16 protein-coding genes and 2 pseudogenes are annotated in these 16,216 nt (G+C 68.9%); 4 read left to right on the top strand and 14 right to left on the bottom strand.

The window, feature by feature from the left end:
- Positions 1-47: 47 nt before the first annotated feature.
- Positions 48-644, top strand: a complete 597-nt coding sequence (locus FB157_RS30685; protein ID WP_145883915.1) for a hypothetical protein — start codon at positions 48-50, stop codon at positions 642-644.
- A gap of 58 nt (positions 645-702) precedes the next feature.
- Here FB157_RS30685 and FB157_RS30680 read toward each other — a convergent pair whose 3' ends face one another.
- Complete coding sequence (locus FB157_RS30680; protein WP_145883914.1) at positions 703-1,116, bottom strand: hypothetical protein; 414 nt, start codon at positions 1,114-1,116, stop codon at positions 703-705.
- Between the two features lie 100 nt (positions 1,117-1,216).
- Between FB157_RS30680 and FB157_RS48785 the strand changes: the two genes are divergently transcribed.
- Entirely contained in the window at positions 1,217-1,384 is a 168-nt protein-coding gene (locus FB157_RS48785; RefSeq protein ID WP_315903849.1) for a DUF6210 family protein, read from the top strand.
- A 63-nt stretch (positions 1,385-1,447) separates the two neighbouring features.
- On the opposite strand, the pseudogene FB157_RS47565 reads toward FB157_RS48785, so the two are convergent.
- The 3 genes and pseudogenes from FB157_RS47565 to FB157_RS30670 all read right to left on the bottom strand — a co-directional run bounded on the left by FB157_RS47565 (position 1,448) and on the right by FB157_RS30670 (position 3,455).
- Positions 1,448-1,545: pseudogene (locus FB157_RS47565) on the bottom strand.
- A 158-nt stretch (positions 1,546-1,703) separates the two neighbouring features.
- Positions 1,704-2,666, bottom strand: a complete 963-nt coding sequence (locus FB157_RS30675) for a squalene/phytoene synthase family protein (RefSeq protein WP_261386638.1) — start codon at positions 2,664-2,666, stop codon at positions 1,704-1,706.
- Positions 2,667-2,960: 294 nt separating this feature from the next.
- Positions 2,961-3,455 carry an NUDIX hydrolase gene (locus FB157_RS30670; RefSeq protein WP_145883913.1) on the bottom strand — a complete coding sequence of 165 codons (495 nt, stop codon included), beginning with the start codon at positions 3,453-3,455 and terminating at the stop codon, positions 2,961-2,963.
- Positions 3,456-3,583: 128 nt separating this feature from the next.
- Between FB157_RS30670 and FB157_RS30665 the strand changes: the two genes are divergently transcribed.
- Positions 3,584-4,063, top strand: a complete 480-nt coding sequence (locus FB157_RS30665; RefSeq protein WP_145883912.1) for a hypothetical protein — start codon at positions 3,584-3,586, stop codon at positions 4,061-4,063.
- A 150-nt stretch (positions 4,064-4,213) separates the two neighbouring features.
- Here FB157_RS30665 and FB157_RS30660 read toward each other — a convergent pair whose 3' ends face one another.
- From FB157_RS30660 to FB157_RS30640, 5 genes are all read right to left on the bottom strand, one after another.
- A complete protein-coding gene (locus tag FB157_RS30660; protein ID WP_145883911.1) occupies positions 4,214-5,695 on the bottom strand; it encodes a sialidase family protein in 1,482 nt (493 codons plus the stop codon).
- A 212-nt stretch (positions 5,696-5,907) separates the two neighbouring features.
- Positions 5,908-6,555, bottom strand: a complete 648-nt coding sequence (locus FB157_RS30655) for a bifunctional 2-polyprenyl-6-hydroxyphenol methylase/3-demethylubiquinol 3-O-methyltransferase UbiG (RefSeq protein ID WP_145883910.1) — start codon at positions 6,553-6,555, stop codon at positions 5,908-5,910.
- A 177-nt stretch (positions 6,556-6,732) separates the two neighbouring features.
- Entirely contained in the window at positions 6,733-7,977 is a 1,245-nt protein-coding gene (locus FB157_RS30650; protein ID WP_145883909.1) for an SUKH-4 family immunity protein, read from the bottom strand.
- Positions 7,978-8,186: 209 nt separating this feature from the next.
- Entirely contained in the window at positions 8,187-8,951 is a 765-nt protein-coding gene (locus tag FB157_RS30645; RefSeq protein WP_145883908.1) for an alpha/beta hydrolase, read from the bottom strand.
- Between the two features lie 209 nt (positions 8,952-9,160).
- On the bottom strand, positions 9,161-9,463 hold the full coding sequence (locus FB157_RS30640) for a helix-turn-helix domain-containing protein (RefSeq protein ID WP_145883907.1): 303 nt from the start codon (positions 9,461-9,463) through the stop codon (positions 9,161-9,163).
- Positions 9,464-9,490: 27 nt separating this feature from the next.
- Between FB157_RS30640 and FB157_RS30635 the strand changes: the two are divergent.
- Positions 9,491-10,033, top strand: a pseudogene (locus tag FB157_RS30635) (NAD(P)-dependent oxidoreductase); the annotation flags it as partial.
- 135 nt (positions 10,034-10,168) lie between these two features.
- Here FB157_RS30635 and purU read toward each other — a convergent pair.
- Genes purU through FB157_RS30610 form a run of 5 tightly spaced genes read right to left on the bottom strand, consistent with a single transcriptional unit; the run spans position 10,169 to position 16,201 of the window.
- Positions 10,169-11,023 (bottom strand): formyltetrahydrofolate deformylase, encoded by an 855-nt coding sequence (purU, locus tag FB157_RS30630; protein ID WP_145883906.1) that lies wholly within the window; start codon positions 11,021-11,023, stop codon positions 10,169-10,171.
- Between the two features lie 10 nt (positions 11,024-11,033).
- Entirely contained in the window at positions 11,034-12,419 is a 1,386-nt protein-coding gene (locus FB157_RS30625) for an L-serine ammonia-lyase (RefSeq protein ID WP_145883905.1), read from the bottom strand.
- Entirely contained in the window at positions 12,419-13,009 is a 591-nt protein-coding gene (locus FB157_RS30620) for a sarcosine oxidase subunit gamma (protein ID WP_145883904.1), read from the bottom strand. The genes FB157_RS30625 and FB157_RS30620 overlap by 1 nt, the downstream gene beginning before the upstream one ends.
- On the bottom strand, positions 12,999-15,869 hold the full coding sequence (locus FB157_RS30615; protein ID WP_145883903.1) for a 2Fe-2S iron-sulfur cluster-binding protein: 2,871 nt from the start codon (positions 15,867-15,869) through the stop codon (positions 12,999-13,001). The genes FB157_RS30620 and FB157_RS30615 overlap by 11 nt, the downstream gene beginning before the upstream one ends.
- Positions 15,866-16,201, bottom strand: coding sequence for a sarcosine oxidase subunit delta (locus FB157_RS30610; protein WP_145883902.1), 336 nt, complete (start codon positions 16,199-16,201; stop codon positions 15,866-15,868). Before FB157_RS30610 ends, FB157_RS30615 begins: the two co-directional genes overlap by 4 nt.
- Between the last annotated feature and the right edge of the window lie 15 nt (positions 16,202-16,216).

Raw genomic sequence — 16,216 nt, 5'->3', positions numbered from 1 at the left:
GGGGCGGGGCATGAGAAGCTGCGGTTCGAACCGGCAGAGGGGGAAGAATGGGGCTGACCTACGGCTACGACGTCTACCTGCGTCCCCGGAACGTTGCCAAGGCACTGGCCAATCTGGCCGCGCTGGCGCCACCGGCCCCTCGCGTGCCGCCGCTCGAGGTCACCCTGCCCGGCGGTGAGCGGCTCGTCCTCCCGTTCACGTCCCACTTCAAGAGCGAGCCGGTCGACTGCTCCACGAGCAGCACGCTGAGGCTCGACACATCCCTCATGTTCGACGTCGATGACGCACTGCGCGAGTACACGAAGAGGGGCGGCCCTGAACCCGACGCGGACGGGCGCATCCAGATCGGTTACGTCTACGCGGCGATCCGGTTCGAGTCCCTCCTGCACCCCGGTTACGCGTCGCTGGAGTGCTGGGCGGCGACGTCGGGGATGAGCCGCTTGTTCGCGCGGTCGCGCAACATCAGGAGGGCATTCACCGACCTCACCGCCGCAAGCGGCGGAGTGTGTTGCCTGTTCGACACCGGCGACGGCGGCCCCGAGCGAGTGTGCTGGCTCAACGGTGAGGTCACCCAGGAGATGGTCTCCGGTCCCCGCTTTCCGGATCGGCGAGCCCTTGTGGCGACTTGGTCGAAGGCTGGCTGAGTCCGCTGCCTCCAGTCGCGTCAGAGCGTCCCGTCACGGCACGTCAACTTCTCCACGCTCAGCACACGACGCCAGGGCCCATGCCGCCGTAGTAGTAGGTCGGAGAGGTGAACCACGACTCGGCGTAGTAATTCGTGCCGTCGCAGGGCTGGTTCACCGACGTGCCCTGAACGAACCCGGACGACCCCGAGACCGTGCTGCATCTCTTCGAGCCGGCCACCTCTTGCAGATTTTGGTTGAGGAGGTGGACGCACAGCGTGATGGACGTGTTGTTGCTGCCGTGGGTGCTCGCTGTGCCCCGGACGGGGTTGCTCTGGCCCATGTACCAGTTGATGCAGGTGTGCACGTACAGGCCGTCGGCATGCACGTCCGAGCCGCGGCACGCGTAGTCGGTAGTTGCTGCGTGTGCTCCGGCAGCTGGCCCGATAAGGCCGGCGGCCAGAGTCAGGGAGGCTGCGGCGGTTGCGGTCATTCGCCTGAAGCTGCGCACGTGTCCCCTCCTGAGTAATGGTGGCGACTGGCGTCGGAACGCTAAGGCAACGCACAGGACGCAGAACAGTGCGGAATCCGCCGTGCCGCCGGTGGGAGACCTCTGGTTCTTCTGGTCATTCGACGGACACGCTGAGGAGCGGCATTCCTTGAGACTGGACGACAGCCGAATCCGTGACGCTGATGAGTCATGGAGCCCGGTGATCACGCCGGATGGGCCGGGAGTGCTGCTGTGGGCCAACTCGGACTGACGAAACAACCCGCGAAGCCGCACGTGTAGTACGCCGCCGCCCCCATCGCCTCGTTGGACTTACTGGCGGAGAGGGCAGGATTCGAACCTGCGTGGGCCTCGTGAGGCCCGACCTTGAGGCGTGCTCGCTGGTCCCCGATCAACCACTCCGGGCACCTCTCCCTGCTCCCGGCTTCGGAGTGACCCGCGCCGTTCACGTGAACAACATTGGCAGACCCCACTGACGCCGCCCTGACGTGGCTCTGCCTGGCGTTGCCAGGACGTCTGCAGCACCGTTGAGGGTCAGCGAGCGCACGGAGTCCGCGCACTGCTTCTACGCCTCAGCGCTGAAGCTTCCTGAACGCCCGATACTCCTGCCAGAGGATCCTCAGAGTCGCTGAAGCGGCTGGGCGCGCCCCGTTCTTGAGGACAGAGCCACCAGCGGCCTCGACCGCCTGAAGACGCAGTCTCTGGACGGCCATCAGGGCGCGCAGGAACGGGCGATAGTGCGGCTCCACGAGCGCGGGCAGCTCCCGCGCCTGCGAGAACACTTGATCAGCAAGAGCCGCTTGGGCGTTCACCACCTTCTCCATCGCGGGCATGCATGCCTCGGGCCGCTCACGAAGATCCTCAACGTCCAGCCCCCGACGCAGCAGCTCGTCCCGGGGAACGCCGATATGACCCTGCTGCAGGTCCTCGGGCAAGTCGGCCAGGAAGTCGATGCGCTGCATCGCCTCGATGAGCTTGCGGCACCCTTGCTCGAACGCCTCGTACTGTGCAGCCCCTGGAAGTGGGCCTATGAGGCAGGCCGTGAGCATCAGGGCCGGCATCGAGTAGCGGTCCACGTAAGTCTGCAACTCGGCCTCGCTCTCGAAGCCGCGCCAGGCCGCCTCGACGGGAGTTCCGTCAAGGAAGTCGCGCACACGCTCGGCCATCTGCGCATGGCGCCGCACCGTGTCTTCCAGGGCGCGGAGCGTGTCCTGGTCGGTTTTCGCGCCGTCCAGGACCGCCCTCACCTCGCTGTTCCAGGAGCGGAGAGCCTCGTTCCGAGCACTGACGTCTCCGAGGTCGATGCGACGGTCCGTTTCGTGCATGAAGGCAACTGCGGCCAGGACGTACGGGCGAAGTCCGGCGGGAAGCAGCAGGCGAGCGGCGAGGTACTCCTCACGGCGGTAGCTCCGTACGAGCTTGCGCTGGACGTCGTAGGCGCGCCGCATCTCCTGATCGCTGACGCCGGCCTGGTTCAGGGCGGCGGACCATCGGAACAATGATCGATCTCCTCGCGTGGTGGCTGGTTGGCTCATACGGCGCAGTCAGCTGGTCAGGCGTACGGGCCGGCCGTGTGCATCAGGCTCATGACGAGCACGTCGCCCCGTTGACCGGGGCTGTTTCCTGGAGGTCCAGGAAGTCATGGGTCCCGAGCCGGCAGAGAGTTCGGGCCGCAACGCGATCTGACTACCAAGATCCTTCATACGAGTGCAGCATACGGCGCTTCCGGGGTCCCACATCTGCCGCGGGTGCATGCGAGGCCCCAGCACTACGTGTCCGGCGCCTGGCGCAGAAGCGGGTCCTCCACGCCCCAGGAAGAGAGTGTCTGTTCACAGACCTAGGTGGATGGGCGCAGACGGAGCACCAGCGGTGATCAATGCTGTCAAGAAGGTCGCGAGGTCACGAGGGGAGAACAGGTCGGTTCCGTCATAGGAAGCGATCTCGCGCGGGTGCCACCACCGCAGACCGCTGATGTTCTCCGCGGCGAGCTGGTCGTCGGACAGGGCTCCGCGTGGCTCGAACGGGGGAGTGCGTACGAGGAAGTAGTCGTTGATGACGCCGTCGTAGCCCTTGGCGTGCCCAGGGGCTACGACTTCCTGGTGCCAGACGTGCGGTGGATCGGTTGGGACGGCAAGACCGACCTCTTCCTGGAGTTCGCGCCTCAGCGCGGCAAGCGGCGTCTCGCCCGGCTCGATTCCGCCGCCGGGAGTCGCCCACACCACGGTTCCTGCCGGCTCCGGAATCGCGAACCGACAGAGAAGGATTCGCTCGTCCTCGTCGAGGATGATCGCGCGGACCGAATGACGCAGATTCACAGTCGGCATCCGGACACGCTAGCCGCCTGCAGCTTCGCCGCGAGGCGCATCGAGCGGACGTTGGCGGTCTGGGTGGCGTGAGGAAGATGCCCCGCCTTGGACTGGCTTGTCGGAAGCGGTCAGTAGCCTCGGGCACCATGGGCATACAGATCGATGTAGTGGTGGGGTACCCGATCAACGATGAGATGGAGAAGGTGCTCGGGTTGGCCGAGGTGATCGGCGAGCCCGTCTCTGTCACGTTCATGTGGGAGGGGCGTGAAGAGGCGGAACGCGCGGTGCTGGTGCCCGCGGCCACGTTGGCGCTCTGGGAGCATTGGGCACCCTCCGCCTACCCGACGAGTGTCGCTGAGGAAGAGGAAGAGGAGCAAGCTGTGGGGGAGGAGCCGGAACTGGGCCACCCGGCGGAATTCGGTGCGTTCACGCTTTTTCGTCGTCGCGTAGGAGGGCGCACGGCGGTTGCTCGCCAAGGCGTGGTGGTCGCCGAGCTGCTGGACCCCGACGAAGCGCACTGGCTCCAGGAGCAGGCCCGCACAGTCCGCCAGGGCTTCATGGATCCGAAGCAGAAGGCGGCGTTCGAGGAGTTCCTTGCCCGGCAGGCATCCCTCCCAGGCAGGTGATTCGGCTGGGGCGTCGCCCGGCTCCGGGGCCGGGGCCACCAGAAGCCGGCCGGATCCGGAGCCGGTGTCGCCGAGGAGCCGGTCGCACCGGGGTGTGAGATGCCCCGGACGGCACTGCCTGCACGCCCGCCCTCACCAGCTCCTGTACCGTCAGCGCGTACGCAGGCTACCGCTGTACACGTCCGTGCGGTTGTGCGGAGCGCCGGAGTTGGTCTCGGTCAGCACTGCCCGTACCCCGTTGCCGGCGGCGGCCAGACCCTGGTAGTCTCCGAGGAAATAGCCCCCGGCGTTGGGCGCCTGCAGCCAGTCGAAGATCCGGGAGATGCGTCGCTCTGAGCGGCGGCCCGGGTCACCGTCCGGAAGGGTGGCCAGCTGATAGGCGGTGGGCAGTGTGGTTGTGTTGCCGGGCTTGAGGAAGCGCAGGTCGTAGTAGGTGAGCGCGACCGTGCCCCGCTTGTCGACGGCGATCGACGGTGAGAAGGCAGGCACGCCCTTGGGGCTGATGAGCGCCGGAGTCCGGCTCCAGGTGCGCCCGCCGTCGGTGGAGCGCACCAATTGGACCGAGTTGTACGCGCCGTCGGAGAAGTCCGAGCCCTCGTAGGCCATGTACAGCGCGCCGGTCCTGGGATCGATGGCGGGGCTGGGGAGTGTGGATGCCGCGCGCAGCGTCTTGGCGGGGTCGTTCGGATCGACCTCCGGCACAGAGGTGTCCCGGGCCACGGTGGTCGGAGCACTCCAGGACCTGCCGCCGTCGGTTGAGGTCACCACGGCGTAGTGGGCCTCGGTGACGGTGCTCAGGTCGTCGGAGGAAGTGATCCAGTCGAAGAAGTCGTACAGCGTGCCGGTGCGCGGGTTGACGACGATCACATGGCCGATGGTCTGCGTGTTGGGCACGGTGCTGGTGTCCACGAACAGGCGTGCGTGGCTCCAGGTACGGCCCCCGTCCCGGGTGAGGGAGATGTAGCCCGGACCGTCGATCGAACTCGGTCCTGGAGGATTGTTGTCGAGGCGGTCCCAGACCTGGTAGGCCGTGCCCCGGTGGATCGGGTCGGCGGTGATCGAGGGCTTGTCGTTGAAGAACGGCTCTTCGTCGACGTGCGTGGTGGTGAGGTTCTCCCAGGTGCGGCCGCCGTTGTGGGACGTGACGGCCAGGAGGGCGCTGCGCGTGCTCTTCGTGAAGTCGACGCCTTCCCCACTGGCGTAGACGGTGCCGTCCGGCCCGGTGCTTACCCAGGGGTCGGTGGCCCGCTCGTAGTCCGCGCCGCCCGGCGCGCACGCGCTGAAGGGCAGCGTGTTCTCGTGGAAGGTCCGGCCGTCCTTCGTCCAGCCGGCCGCCAGTCCGCGCGCGCCGCCGTCTGACCAACGGTCCTGCTGGAACACGGTGACCACGCGCTTCGGATCACGCGGATCGACGGAGAGGTACGGCTCGACCTCGGTGCCGGGGTAGACGACGCTGCCGGGGGACCTGGCACCGATGGTGCAGTTGGCGTACGGGTCACCGAAGGTCACCCTGTCCAGCAGTGCACTGCCGCGAGCATGGTCGGCTGCGGCAGGAGCCGCGCCGGTGAGCGCAGTGAGCAGGAGCGCGGCGGCAACGGCAGCGGTGGTGGTCATGGGCAGGCGTACGGGCATGCAGGGTCTCCTGTGGGCCTCGGCCGCCGAGGGACGGCACTGCAGGTATCGGGGCTGCGTGAGCGCAGAGTCATGCCGGGAACGCGCGGAAGGGCGACTCCGCTCGATCTCTTTCGGCGTCATGACCGGTGGTCTTGATGGGCCGGACGGCGGAGTCCTGGGTACGGCGCCGTCATAGGCTTGAACTACAGCGCCATGCGTGGCTGTGACCGTTATCGCTTGCGGGCCAGCAGCTGCACCGCCTGCGACAGGTGGCCGTTCATCGTGGCCACCTCGATCCCGCGCTCGTCCACCAGGTCGAAATCCGACAGCAGAGCGCGCAGCTCCGCCATGTCGTGGTGTCGGCACACCGCACCGTCGTCCGTGGCGAACACCCCGTACGGTGTGCCGAATTGCCGGGCGTAGGCCGCGTAGCGGCTGTGGTTTCGCTCATCGTCCTGTAGGACCATGTCGCTGACGTACAGGAGCCCACCAGGCGCGAGGACGCGGTTGAGCTCGCGGACCAGCGCCCGCTGAGCATGGGTGTCGGGGATACACGTCAGCACTGCGAACAGCAGGACGACATCGAAGCTCCCCGAGGCGTCAATCAGGTCCGGTGGGGACTCCAGGACAGCGAAGCGCAGGTCGGAACGAAACTGGCGGCCCCGCTCGATGAGTGCGGGAGACAAGTCCACACCGGAGACATCGCGGAAGCCGTGCTCGCTCAGTTCGGCCATGACACGACCGTATCCACAGCCGTAGTCCAGGACCCGAGCGTCCCGGTCCACCCCCGCCAGCCAGCTGAGATTCACTGGATGGGTGAACGTCTTCGTCGCACCCACGCCGTCCCAGTACGCGATCTGACTACCAAGATCCTTCATACGAGTGCAGCATATGGCCCTCCCGGGTCAGTACATCAATACGTGATCCACTCCAGAAACAGGCTCTAGTCGAGAGAGCCGTGTGACCCGAGAGCCCCGGCATCACATGGTCACCTGCTGCACACCATGCTCGGGCCGGCGTCCCCGCCCGGCCGTCCCGTGCCGGGGCGTCCGGTGTCAGAAGCCCCACGGGCTGAGTTCGACGATGGCTGCGAACAGGTGCTCCCAGACGCTGTGCGCGGGCGTCTCCTCGTCCACTGAGAGCGGTTCGAGGGCGGCAACTTCACTCAGGAAGTCCCGCTCGCCGTACTCGCCGGGGTACGGGTTCCAGCAGGCGCCCATGAATCGGTACACGGTCTCCAGCAGCCGCACGAAGGTCTCGGTGTCCCGGGCGAAGGGGAACGGCCCCTGGCCGTTGCGAACCATCGACACCGTGCCCGTCTCGGGATGGACGAGCACCCGGCCGGTGTCGGCGTACGCCAGCTCGAAGGTGCCCAGGTGCAGCAGGCCGTTCTCATCGGGCTCCAGACCGTGCGCTTTCCCGTCGCTCCAGGCCAGGGTGAACGTGGCGACTCCTGCGGCGAACCACTTCGGCAGCCCCGCGGTGACGGCCAGCTCTCGTGTGGGCACGTGAGTCAGCGCGGCGGGCAGTTGATCCTGGGTCAGCAGCACCATCCCGTCCGTATCGAACGCCTCCTCGAGGCGGGCGGCGTCCAGAGGGACTTCGGCTGCCGTCGGCCCTGTGAACCATGGGCCGCCCTCGCCCCAGGAGACGGCTCCGGAGTCCGTCGGCCCGTCGGTCGCCGCGCCATTGCGCTCCAGGACCACGACGCCGCGCGGCTCGAAGAACATGACTCGGTCGCCGCCGAGGGGCACGGGCTCCTCCCAGGTGTCGGGCTGGTGGAGGCCTTGGTCGTCGTCCGGGTCGAAGAGGACCGGCCCCTCGACCGGGGCGTCGTAGGGCCGCTCTGTGAACTCGCCGTCCGCGGGGGCAGGCACGCGTATGCCGGTGGCCGGATCGAGCCAGTGCGCCTGGGTCCACTGCGACCACAGCTTCAGCAGAAGACGGCCGTCCGGCGCCTCGTGGACCTCGACACCGGCGTCCCCGCTCAAGTTCGGCTTCGCCCGGTAGGCGCCGACCGGCCGCCACCACGCCCAGACGGTTCGCCACGGCATGCCCGGCGCGGCTTCGGCGACCAGGCCGGCGTAGGCGTCGTGGCCCAGGACCTTCGCGCCGAAGTGCAGCCACGAGGCGAACTCAGCCCGGGACACCTCGGCCCCGTCGAGGATCGTGACGGCCTGGGCGTAGGCCTCGCGGCCCGCTCCACCACCTGTGGCGGGCAGGTCCCGAACGCCCTCGGGGCCGACGGCGAGCAGGGCCGCGGGGGAAGCGAACAGAGCGTCAAGATCCTTGCGAGTCATACGGACATGTTGCCAGCCACCGCTGACAGCATCACCCGAAGGCCTGGCCGGGCCTGGCCGGATCGATCGGGAGCGGAAGCACGGCGCGGCGTTCTGGCGCCGAAGGCCCGTGCCCTGAGCCGAACGCGGCTGCCCAGCGCCGCCCGGGAGTTGTACGCCTCGACTTCCGGGACCGTGCGCCTGGGCCGCCGCCTCCCCTACCGCTCACGTCAGGCCGACGCGGTGACCGCTCCGCCGAGATGCCGGGCGAAGAACCTGACCGCGCTGTCGACCTCGAACCGGGGCAGCTCCTTGTGCTTGCCCGAGTTCACGTGCAACGACTTCTCCTTCGAGGCGAAGGCGTCGAACAGCGCGAGACCCTCCTCGCGCGAGATGTGCTCGTCGTCCCACTGCATGTCGAACTCGATCGGGATGGTGATCTGCTTCGCCCTCTCGGCCAGGACATCGGGCCAGTGCTGCCCGAAGACCGCGGCGGTGATCCTGGGTTCGGCCGCGACGAACGGAATGCCGATCGCGGTGCCCATGTTGATGCCCCAGTAGCCGACCGGCCCGTCGGTGCCGATCTCGGGAAGCCCCTGCAGAGCGTCGAGCGTCGCCAGGTACTCGGGTACGGCGAGCTGAGCCAGGTGGGCGTTGTAGCGGACGACGATCGGGCCTTCCGGCTCGCCGGCCGCCCTCGCCCGGAACAGCTCGGCGATCTCTGCCTCGTCGTGTGCCGTGCGCGGCCGGTCACCGTGTCCGGGCGCGTCGATGACCGCGGCATGGAAGCCGCAACCGGTCACCAGGCGCCGGGCCCGGCCCGACATCGCCGGATGCTTCTTGTGATTGCCGCCGCCGTGGCCCATCAGGACCAAGGGCGCGCGATCGGCGCCGGAGGCCGGCGACCAGAGGACGCCGGGGACCTCGCTCACGGTGAAGTCGCGCTCGATCACGCCGTTCGACGACGACTCGGCGGTGAACTGGAGAGAGTGCACAGGTGTTGCCCTTCGGGAGTGCCTTGTTGTCGAGGCGCTCCCGGCGACACCTACGTCAATCGCCGGCCGTGAGAGATAGGGGGAGCACCCACGTCGATACAGCGTTCACGGGTCTCACCTCCTCGGGCGGTGTCACGGTCAACCGCAAGTTACCAGCTTGATCATTGTCCCTTCAACGCCTTTCTCCGCCGCATACGACAAGCTCGCCGCTAATCTGCCCTCCCCTGCAGCGCTCGAGCGTTCGGCCGCTCGCGTCCCCAAGCGGCCAGCGGCTGGAGTGCGCCGTTGAGGCGTATGCCGTCCTCGGTCAGCGAGTACTCGACGCGGGGCGGCACCTCGTCGTAGGAGACGCGGTGGACGATGCCGTCCGCTTCCATCTCACGTAGGTGGGATGCCAGCACCTTCTCGGTGATCCCCGGAAGCAGCCGACGCAACTCGCCGAAGCGGCGGTAGGGGTGCTCGTGGAGCGCCCAGAGGATCAGCACTTTCCACTTGCCGCCGATCACCTCCATCGCAGTGTCGATCCCACAGGTGTGTGCGGCGCCCGGTACCTGGACGGCGGGATCATGGCTGTCCCCCCGATGATCGGCGTCCCGGAAGCCGGCGGTTACGTTTTCTACAGCGGCTCGCGAGAGCTGTTCGAGCGACACGAAGAGACCCTGGGCGTCCCGGCCGGCACTGCCTACGTCGGCGAGGACGCGGGCTTCGCAGCCCTGTACGACGTGGCCCTGCTCAGCGCCATGTACGGGATGTTCGCCGGAGCCGCGCACGCCTTCGCCCTGATCCGCAAGGAGGACATCGACCCCGTGTCGCTCGCCCCGCTGCTTGCCGACTGGCTCGTGGCGATGGCCCCGGCAGTGCACCAGACCGCCGACCATCTGAGGAGCGGCGACTACACCAAGGGTGTCGTCTCCCATCTCGCCATGCAGGTGGCCGGCACGCCGACCTTCCTGAGTACCGCCGAGCAGCAGGGTGTCAGCCCGGAGTTGCTCAGCCCCTACTTCGAGCTGATGCGCCGCCGCCTGGCCGAGGGCAGTGGTGAGGAGGGCCTGACAGGCGTGATCGACCTGCTGGTGCGCTGACCGGCCACTTGCCGCCCCAGCAGCGACCGTGTGTGGTCACAGTCTCCCGAGCCACGCCGGTCATCCCGATCCGGTCGCCTTGCCGTCGCGTATGCCTGCGGCCGTCCGCGAAGCCCCGGGGGAGGGGCGTCGGGATCAGCTGAAGACCACGGTCCGGTTGCCGTGGATCAGGACACGGCCCTGGCAGTGCCAGTTGACGGCGCGGGCCAGTGCCAGGCGTTCGGCGTCGCGGCCGACGGTGACGAGCCGGTCGGCGCCGGCACGGTGATCGACCCGGATGATCTCCTGCTCGATGATCGGTCCCTCGTCCAGATCGGCCGTGACGTAGTGGGCGGTCGCGCCCACCAGTTTCACCCCGCGGCGGTGGGCCTGGTGGTACGGCTTGGCTCCGGCGAAGCTCGGCAGGAAGGAGTGGTGGATGTTGATGGCCCTGCCTTCGAGCCGCTTGCACAGGTCGTCGGAGAGCACCTGCATGTAGCGGGCGAGGACGACGAGGTCGACGCGGTGTTCCTCGACCAGAGCGAGCAGCCGGGCTTCGGCCTGCGGCTTGGTGTCGGCCGTGACGGGGACGTGCTCGAACGGCACGCCCTCGGCCGTCGCCAGCGGCTCCAGGTCGGGATGGTTGGAGGCCACCAGGACGATCTCGGCGTCCAGATCCTTGCTGCGCCACCGGTAGAGCAGGTCGGCCAGGCAGTGGTCGAACTTGGACACCATCACGAGCACGCGCGGCTTGCGTGCGGAGTCCCTGAGCTGCCAGTCCATTCCCCACTCGGCGGCCACGGGCGCGAAGGTGTCCCGCAGACGGTCCAGGGTCACTTCGGTGCCGGGGGCGGCGAAACCGGTGCGCAGGAACACGATGCCGTGGTCGGCGTCGTCGAACTGCTGGTGCTCGGTGATGTCGCAGCCGTGGCGGAGCAGGAACGACGTCACGGCGTGGAGGATGCCGGGGCGCTCGGGGCAACTGAGGGTGAGGACGAACTCGTTCTTCATGTCGGGCTCCTCAGCACTCGACGACGTTGAGGGCGAGACCACCGCGGGCGGTCTCCCTGTACTTGTCCTTCATGTCGGCTCCCGTCTCCCGCATGGTCTTGATCGCCTGGTCGAGGGACACGTGGTGGGTGCCGTCCCCGTGCAGGGCCATCCGCGCCGCGGTGATGGCCTTCAGAGAGGCCACCGCGTTGCGTTCGATGCACGGGATCTGGACCAGGCCGCCGACCGGGTCACAGGTCAGGCCGAGGTTGTGCTCGATGCCGATCTCCGCCGCGTTCTCCACCTGCTCCGGGGTTCCGCCGAGGACTTCGGCCAGGCCCGCCGCCGCCATCGAGCAGGCGGAGCCGACCTCGCCCTGGCACCCGACCTCGGCGCCGGAGATCGAGGCGTTCTCCTTGAACAGCACACCGATGGCGGCCGCGGTCAGCAGGAAGCGGACGATTCCGTCCGGCCCGGCGCCGCGTACGAAGCGTTCGTAGTAGTGCAGGACCGCCGGGACGATGCCGGCCGCCCCGTTGGTCGGGGCGGTCACCACCCTGCCGCCCGCCGCGTTCTCCTCGTTGACCGCCAGGGCGTACAAGGTGACCCACTCCATGGCGTGCAGGGAGTCGGTCTCGGCCTCGGACATCAGCAGCTTACGGTGCAAGGCGGCCGCCCGACGGCGGACCTTCAGCCCGCCGGGCAGCACCCCGTCCTGGCCGCAGCCCCGGCGTACGCACTCCTGCATCACCGACCAGATGTGCAGCAGGCCGGCGCGGACCTCGTCCTCGGTGCGCCAGGCCAGTTCGTTCGCCATCATGATCGAGCTGATCGGCAGCCCGGTGGCCCGGGTATGCGCCAGCAGCTCGGCTCCGGTGCCGAACGGATAGCGCACCGGTGTGCTGTCCGGGACGATCCGCGAGCCGTCGGCCGCACTGTCGTCCCCTCTCTCGTCCACGACGAAACCGCCGCCGACGGAGTAGTAGGTGCGCCTGGCCAGGCAGCCGCCGTCGCGGGCGGTGGCCTCGAAGGTCATGGCGTTCGCGTGGAAGGCCAGCCGCTTGCTGCGGTGCAGGACGACGTCGGCGTCGGCCTGGAAGGCGATGGTGTGCTTGCCCAGCAGCCGCAGGCCGCGCGTTTCCCGGATCCGGTCCATCGTCGGCTCCGCGATGGCAGGGTCGACGAGTTCGGGGGCCTCACCCTCCAGCCCCAGGACGACGGCCTTCACACTGCCGTGCCCGTGACCGGTGGCGCCCAGCGAGCCGAACAGCTCGACATGTACGCGGCTCGTCGCCTCCAGCAAACCGTCCTGCTCCAGGCCGTACGCGAAGGACAGCGCCGCACGCATGGGGCCGACGGTGTGGGAGCTGGAGGGGCCGATGCCGACCTTGAACATGTCGAAGACGCTGATGCTCATCAGGTGCTTTCCCGGTATTCCGTGCAGGCGTCGACCAGCCACGAAGCCAGGTAGGAGGCGAACGAGGAGCGGACCAGCAGCCAGACACCGGAGGCAGCTTCGCCTCGCACCACGAGGGTGACCGGTGCCTGCGCCAGCAGCGTGGTCAGGCAGGAGCCGACGGGAGTCACCCGCGGATCCAGGTCGACCGCACAGCCCTGGGCCAGCACCTTGCGGACGAGGTGCCCGGACAGGGCCAGCGTGGTGCGCTGTGCCGAGACGTCGGTGACGGTGGCGAACTCGTCACCGATCGCCGAGCGCAGCCGCGCCAGGAGGTCGTCCTGCCGGCCGTCGGGGGCCACCAGCAGCCATTCGTCCGGGCCCATCCACAACACCTGGACGTCACCAGCCAGTTCGGCGCGCAGGGGGCCCGGCAGGGTGACGCCCAGGCAGGACTCGACGGCCTTCGCCGCCGCGCCGCCGGGCTCCAGGCGGAGGGTGAGCTGGGTCAGACAGGGCAGTTCCCGCACCTGGATTCCGGTCGGCAGCTGTGCGAGGGCGTTCTGCGACTCGACGAGCGGGCTGAAGCGAGCGGGTGTCTCAACCGTCACGGCGAGCTCCCTCCTTGTCGAAGAGCACGGGGTCGGTCACGGTCACGGGGACGGTCCGGCCGTCCAGCGGGACGTAGAGGGTTTCGCCGATGCGCCGGGTTCCGGAGCGCACCAGGGCCAGGGCGAACGTCCGCTGCAGGGCGTCGCTTCGGTAGCTGGAAGTGACGTGGCCCAGCATGGGTACCGGAGGCTCCGGGATGTCGCTGGTGGCGATGATCTGGGCGCCTTCGGGAAGAAGTACGCGCTCGTCGGTCGGCAGCAGGCCGACCAGTTGTTTGCGGTCGTCGCGCTGGTTCTCCGCGCGGTTGAAGGACCGCTTGCCCACGAAGTCCGGCTTCTTCTTCGAGACGACCCACGACATGCCCAGGTCCTGCGGGGTGATGGTGCCGTCGGTGTCCTGCCCGATGATCGGGTAGGCCTTCTCGGCGCGCAGCACATGCATCGTCTCGGTGCCGTACGCCGTGATGCCGAACGCCTCGCCGGCCGTGTAGAGGGCCTTCCACACGGTGATGCCGTACCAGGCGGGCACGTTGATCTCGTAGGCGAGTTCACCGGAGAAGCTGATCCGGCACACACGAGCCGCCACCCCGGCCACGGTGGTGTCCTGCCAGGACATGAAGGGGAAGGCGTCGTTGCTCACGTCCAGGCCCGGGGCCACCAGGGCCAGCACGTCGCGGGAGTGGGGCCCGACCAGCGGGATCGTCACCCAGTGCTCGGTGACGGAGGTGAGGTGCACACGCAGGTCGGGCCACTCCGTCTGCAGCCACTCCTCCATCCATTCGAGGATCTTGGCCGCGTTGCCGGTGGTCGTGGTCAGCAGGAACTCCTGTTCGGCCACCCGGATCACCGTGCCGTCGTCGATCGCCATGCCGTCGACGCCGCACATCACGCCGTAGCGGACCCGGCCCACCTTGAGGGTGCTCATCAGGTTCGTGTAGAGCCGGTCCAGCAGCACGCCGGCGTCCGGGCCCTGCACATTGATCTTGCCGAGCGTGGAGCCGTCCATCATCGCGACGCCGGTGCGGGCGGCCCGGCACTCGCGCAGTACGGCCTCCTCCATGGTCTCCCCGGCCCGCGGGTAGTACCAGGGGCGCTTCCACTGGCCGACGTTCTCGAACAGGGCGCCCTGCTCGACATGCCAGGGGTGGATCGCGGTCACCCGGACCGGGTCGAACAGTTCGCCGCGGTTGCGGCCGGCGAGGGCGGCGAAGGAGACCGGCACGGCGGGCGGCCGGAAGCGGGTGGTGCCGAGGTCGGCGACATCCACGCCCAGCGCCTCGGCGACGATGCCCGAGGTCATCACGCCCGAGGTACGGCCCTGGTCGTGGGCGGTGCCGATCGTCGTGTACCGCTTGACGTGCTCCACCGACCTCAGGCCCGCTCCGGTCGCCCGCAGCACGTCGGAGACGGCCGCGTCGCGCTGGAGGTCGACGAACTGCAACGCGCCTTCCGGACCGTCGTGACCGTCCTCGGGGCTCGGCACCCGCCAGAGCACCCGGGTCGGCGCTCCGGCCGGGAGCGGGGCGGTGGTCGGCAGGGCGATCGTCCGACCGGTCCGGCCGAGGGCCGACAGAGCCTGACCGGCCGCCTCCACGCCGTCCGCGAGACAGCCGGAGAGGGTGAACGTACCGCCGACCGCCCCCGCCGTACGGACGTTGCCGGGCGCGTCGGCGGGGACGAAGGCGCCGATCGCGTCGTCGTAGCGCAGGGTGCCGCGGGCCTGGCTGAACAGAGCCACCGCGGGGTTCCAGCCGCCCGATACCAGCAGCAGATCGCAGTCGACGCCCTGCCGCTCGCCGAGGTTCCCCTGGCCGAAGGGGGCGACATGGGCTCGGGTGACGCGCTCGATGCCGCTGGTGCCGGTGACCACATGGCCGGCGCGGATGCCGATGCCACGCTCGTCGCAGGCGGTGCGCCAGTGCTCCGGCACCTCCTCGCGTGCGTCGATCACCGCGGCGATCCGCACGCCCGCGTCGGCCAGTTCGAGTGCGGCCGGGTAGGCGCTGTCGTTCGTGGTGAACACGACGGCCTGTCGGCCGGGCAGGACGCCGAAGCGGTTGAGGTAGGTGCGGGCCGAGCCGGCCAGCATGATCCCGGGGCGGTCGTTGTTGTCGAAGGCGACCGGGCGCTCGTAGGCGCCGGTGGCGTACACGACCTGGCGGGCGCGGATCCGCCAGATCCGCTGCCGTGACACATGGGCGGGCGCCGCTGCACCGAGGTGGTCGGTGCGCTTTTCCAGGGCCAGTACGAGTCCGTCGTCGTAGTGGCCGAAGGCGGTGGTGCGCTGCAGGATCTGTACGTCCCCGATGCCGCCGAGCTCCGCTACGGCCTCGCTGACCCACGAGAGCGCCGGTGCGCCGTCGATCAGTTCCTGGCTGCCGAGCAACGACCCGCCCGGCTGCGGGAGTTCGTCGACGAGGATCACCCGGGCTCCGGCCCGGGCCGATGCCAGGGCGGCGGTCAGTCCCGCAGGGCCCGCGCCGACGACCAGGACGTCGCAGTGGGCGTGCACGGTGTCGTAGCGGGCGGTGTCCGGCTCGCTGCTCAGCCTGCCCTGGCCGGACAGACCCCGGGCGACCAGGCCGTCGTACAGCTCCACCGTGGTGGCCGTGAGCATGGGCTCGGGGAAGGGGAACTCGATCTGCACGAGCGCGTTGGGTTCTTCGGCTCCGGCGGCCAGGAATCCGCGCGGGCGGCCGTACTTGATGCCGTTGGCCACGTGGTGCACGCCGTTGGCCAGCAGGGCCGAGGCGAGGGTGTCGCCGGGGTGGCCGGTGTAGGCGGTGCCGTCGAAGGTGAAGGAGAGGCTGGTGTCGCGGTCGACGTGACCGTGGCCGGGGGCGCGGAAGGGAGTGTTCATCGGCTGGCCTCCTGGCCCTTCGCCCGCGTCTGCGGTACGGCGGGTGCGGTGCTCGACGGGATGGAAGGGCGCTCGGCGCCGATCTCGTACACGGCGAGGAACTCGTGGGAGACGGTGTCGCGCACGGCGTTGAACCAGCGCCGGCAGCCGGCCGAGTGCACCCACCGTTCGGCGAACGGGCCCTTGGGGTTGTCACGGAAGAAGACGTACTGGGCCCACTGCTCGTCGTCGATCGCGTAGGGGTCCTCGGGGTGGGCGACGTGCGCCTGACCGCCGTAGTGGAACTCGATCTCCTCGCGGTCACCGCACCAGGGGCAGGTGATGAGCTGCATGTCGGTACTCCTCGG

Origin of the sequence: Streptomyces sp. BK340 (genome assembly GCF_007827595.1) — a bacterium.
Taxonomy (GTDB): Bacteria; Actinomycetota; Actinomycetes; order Streptomycetales; family Streptomycetaceae; genus Streptomyces.
Note: the sequence above shows the minus strand (reverse complement) of the source record. Positions and strands in the feature narration are given on the sequence as shown.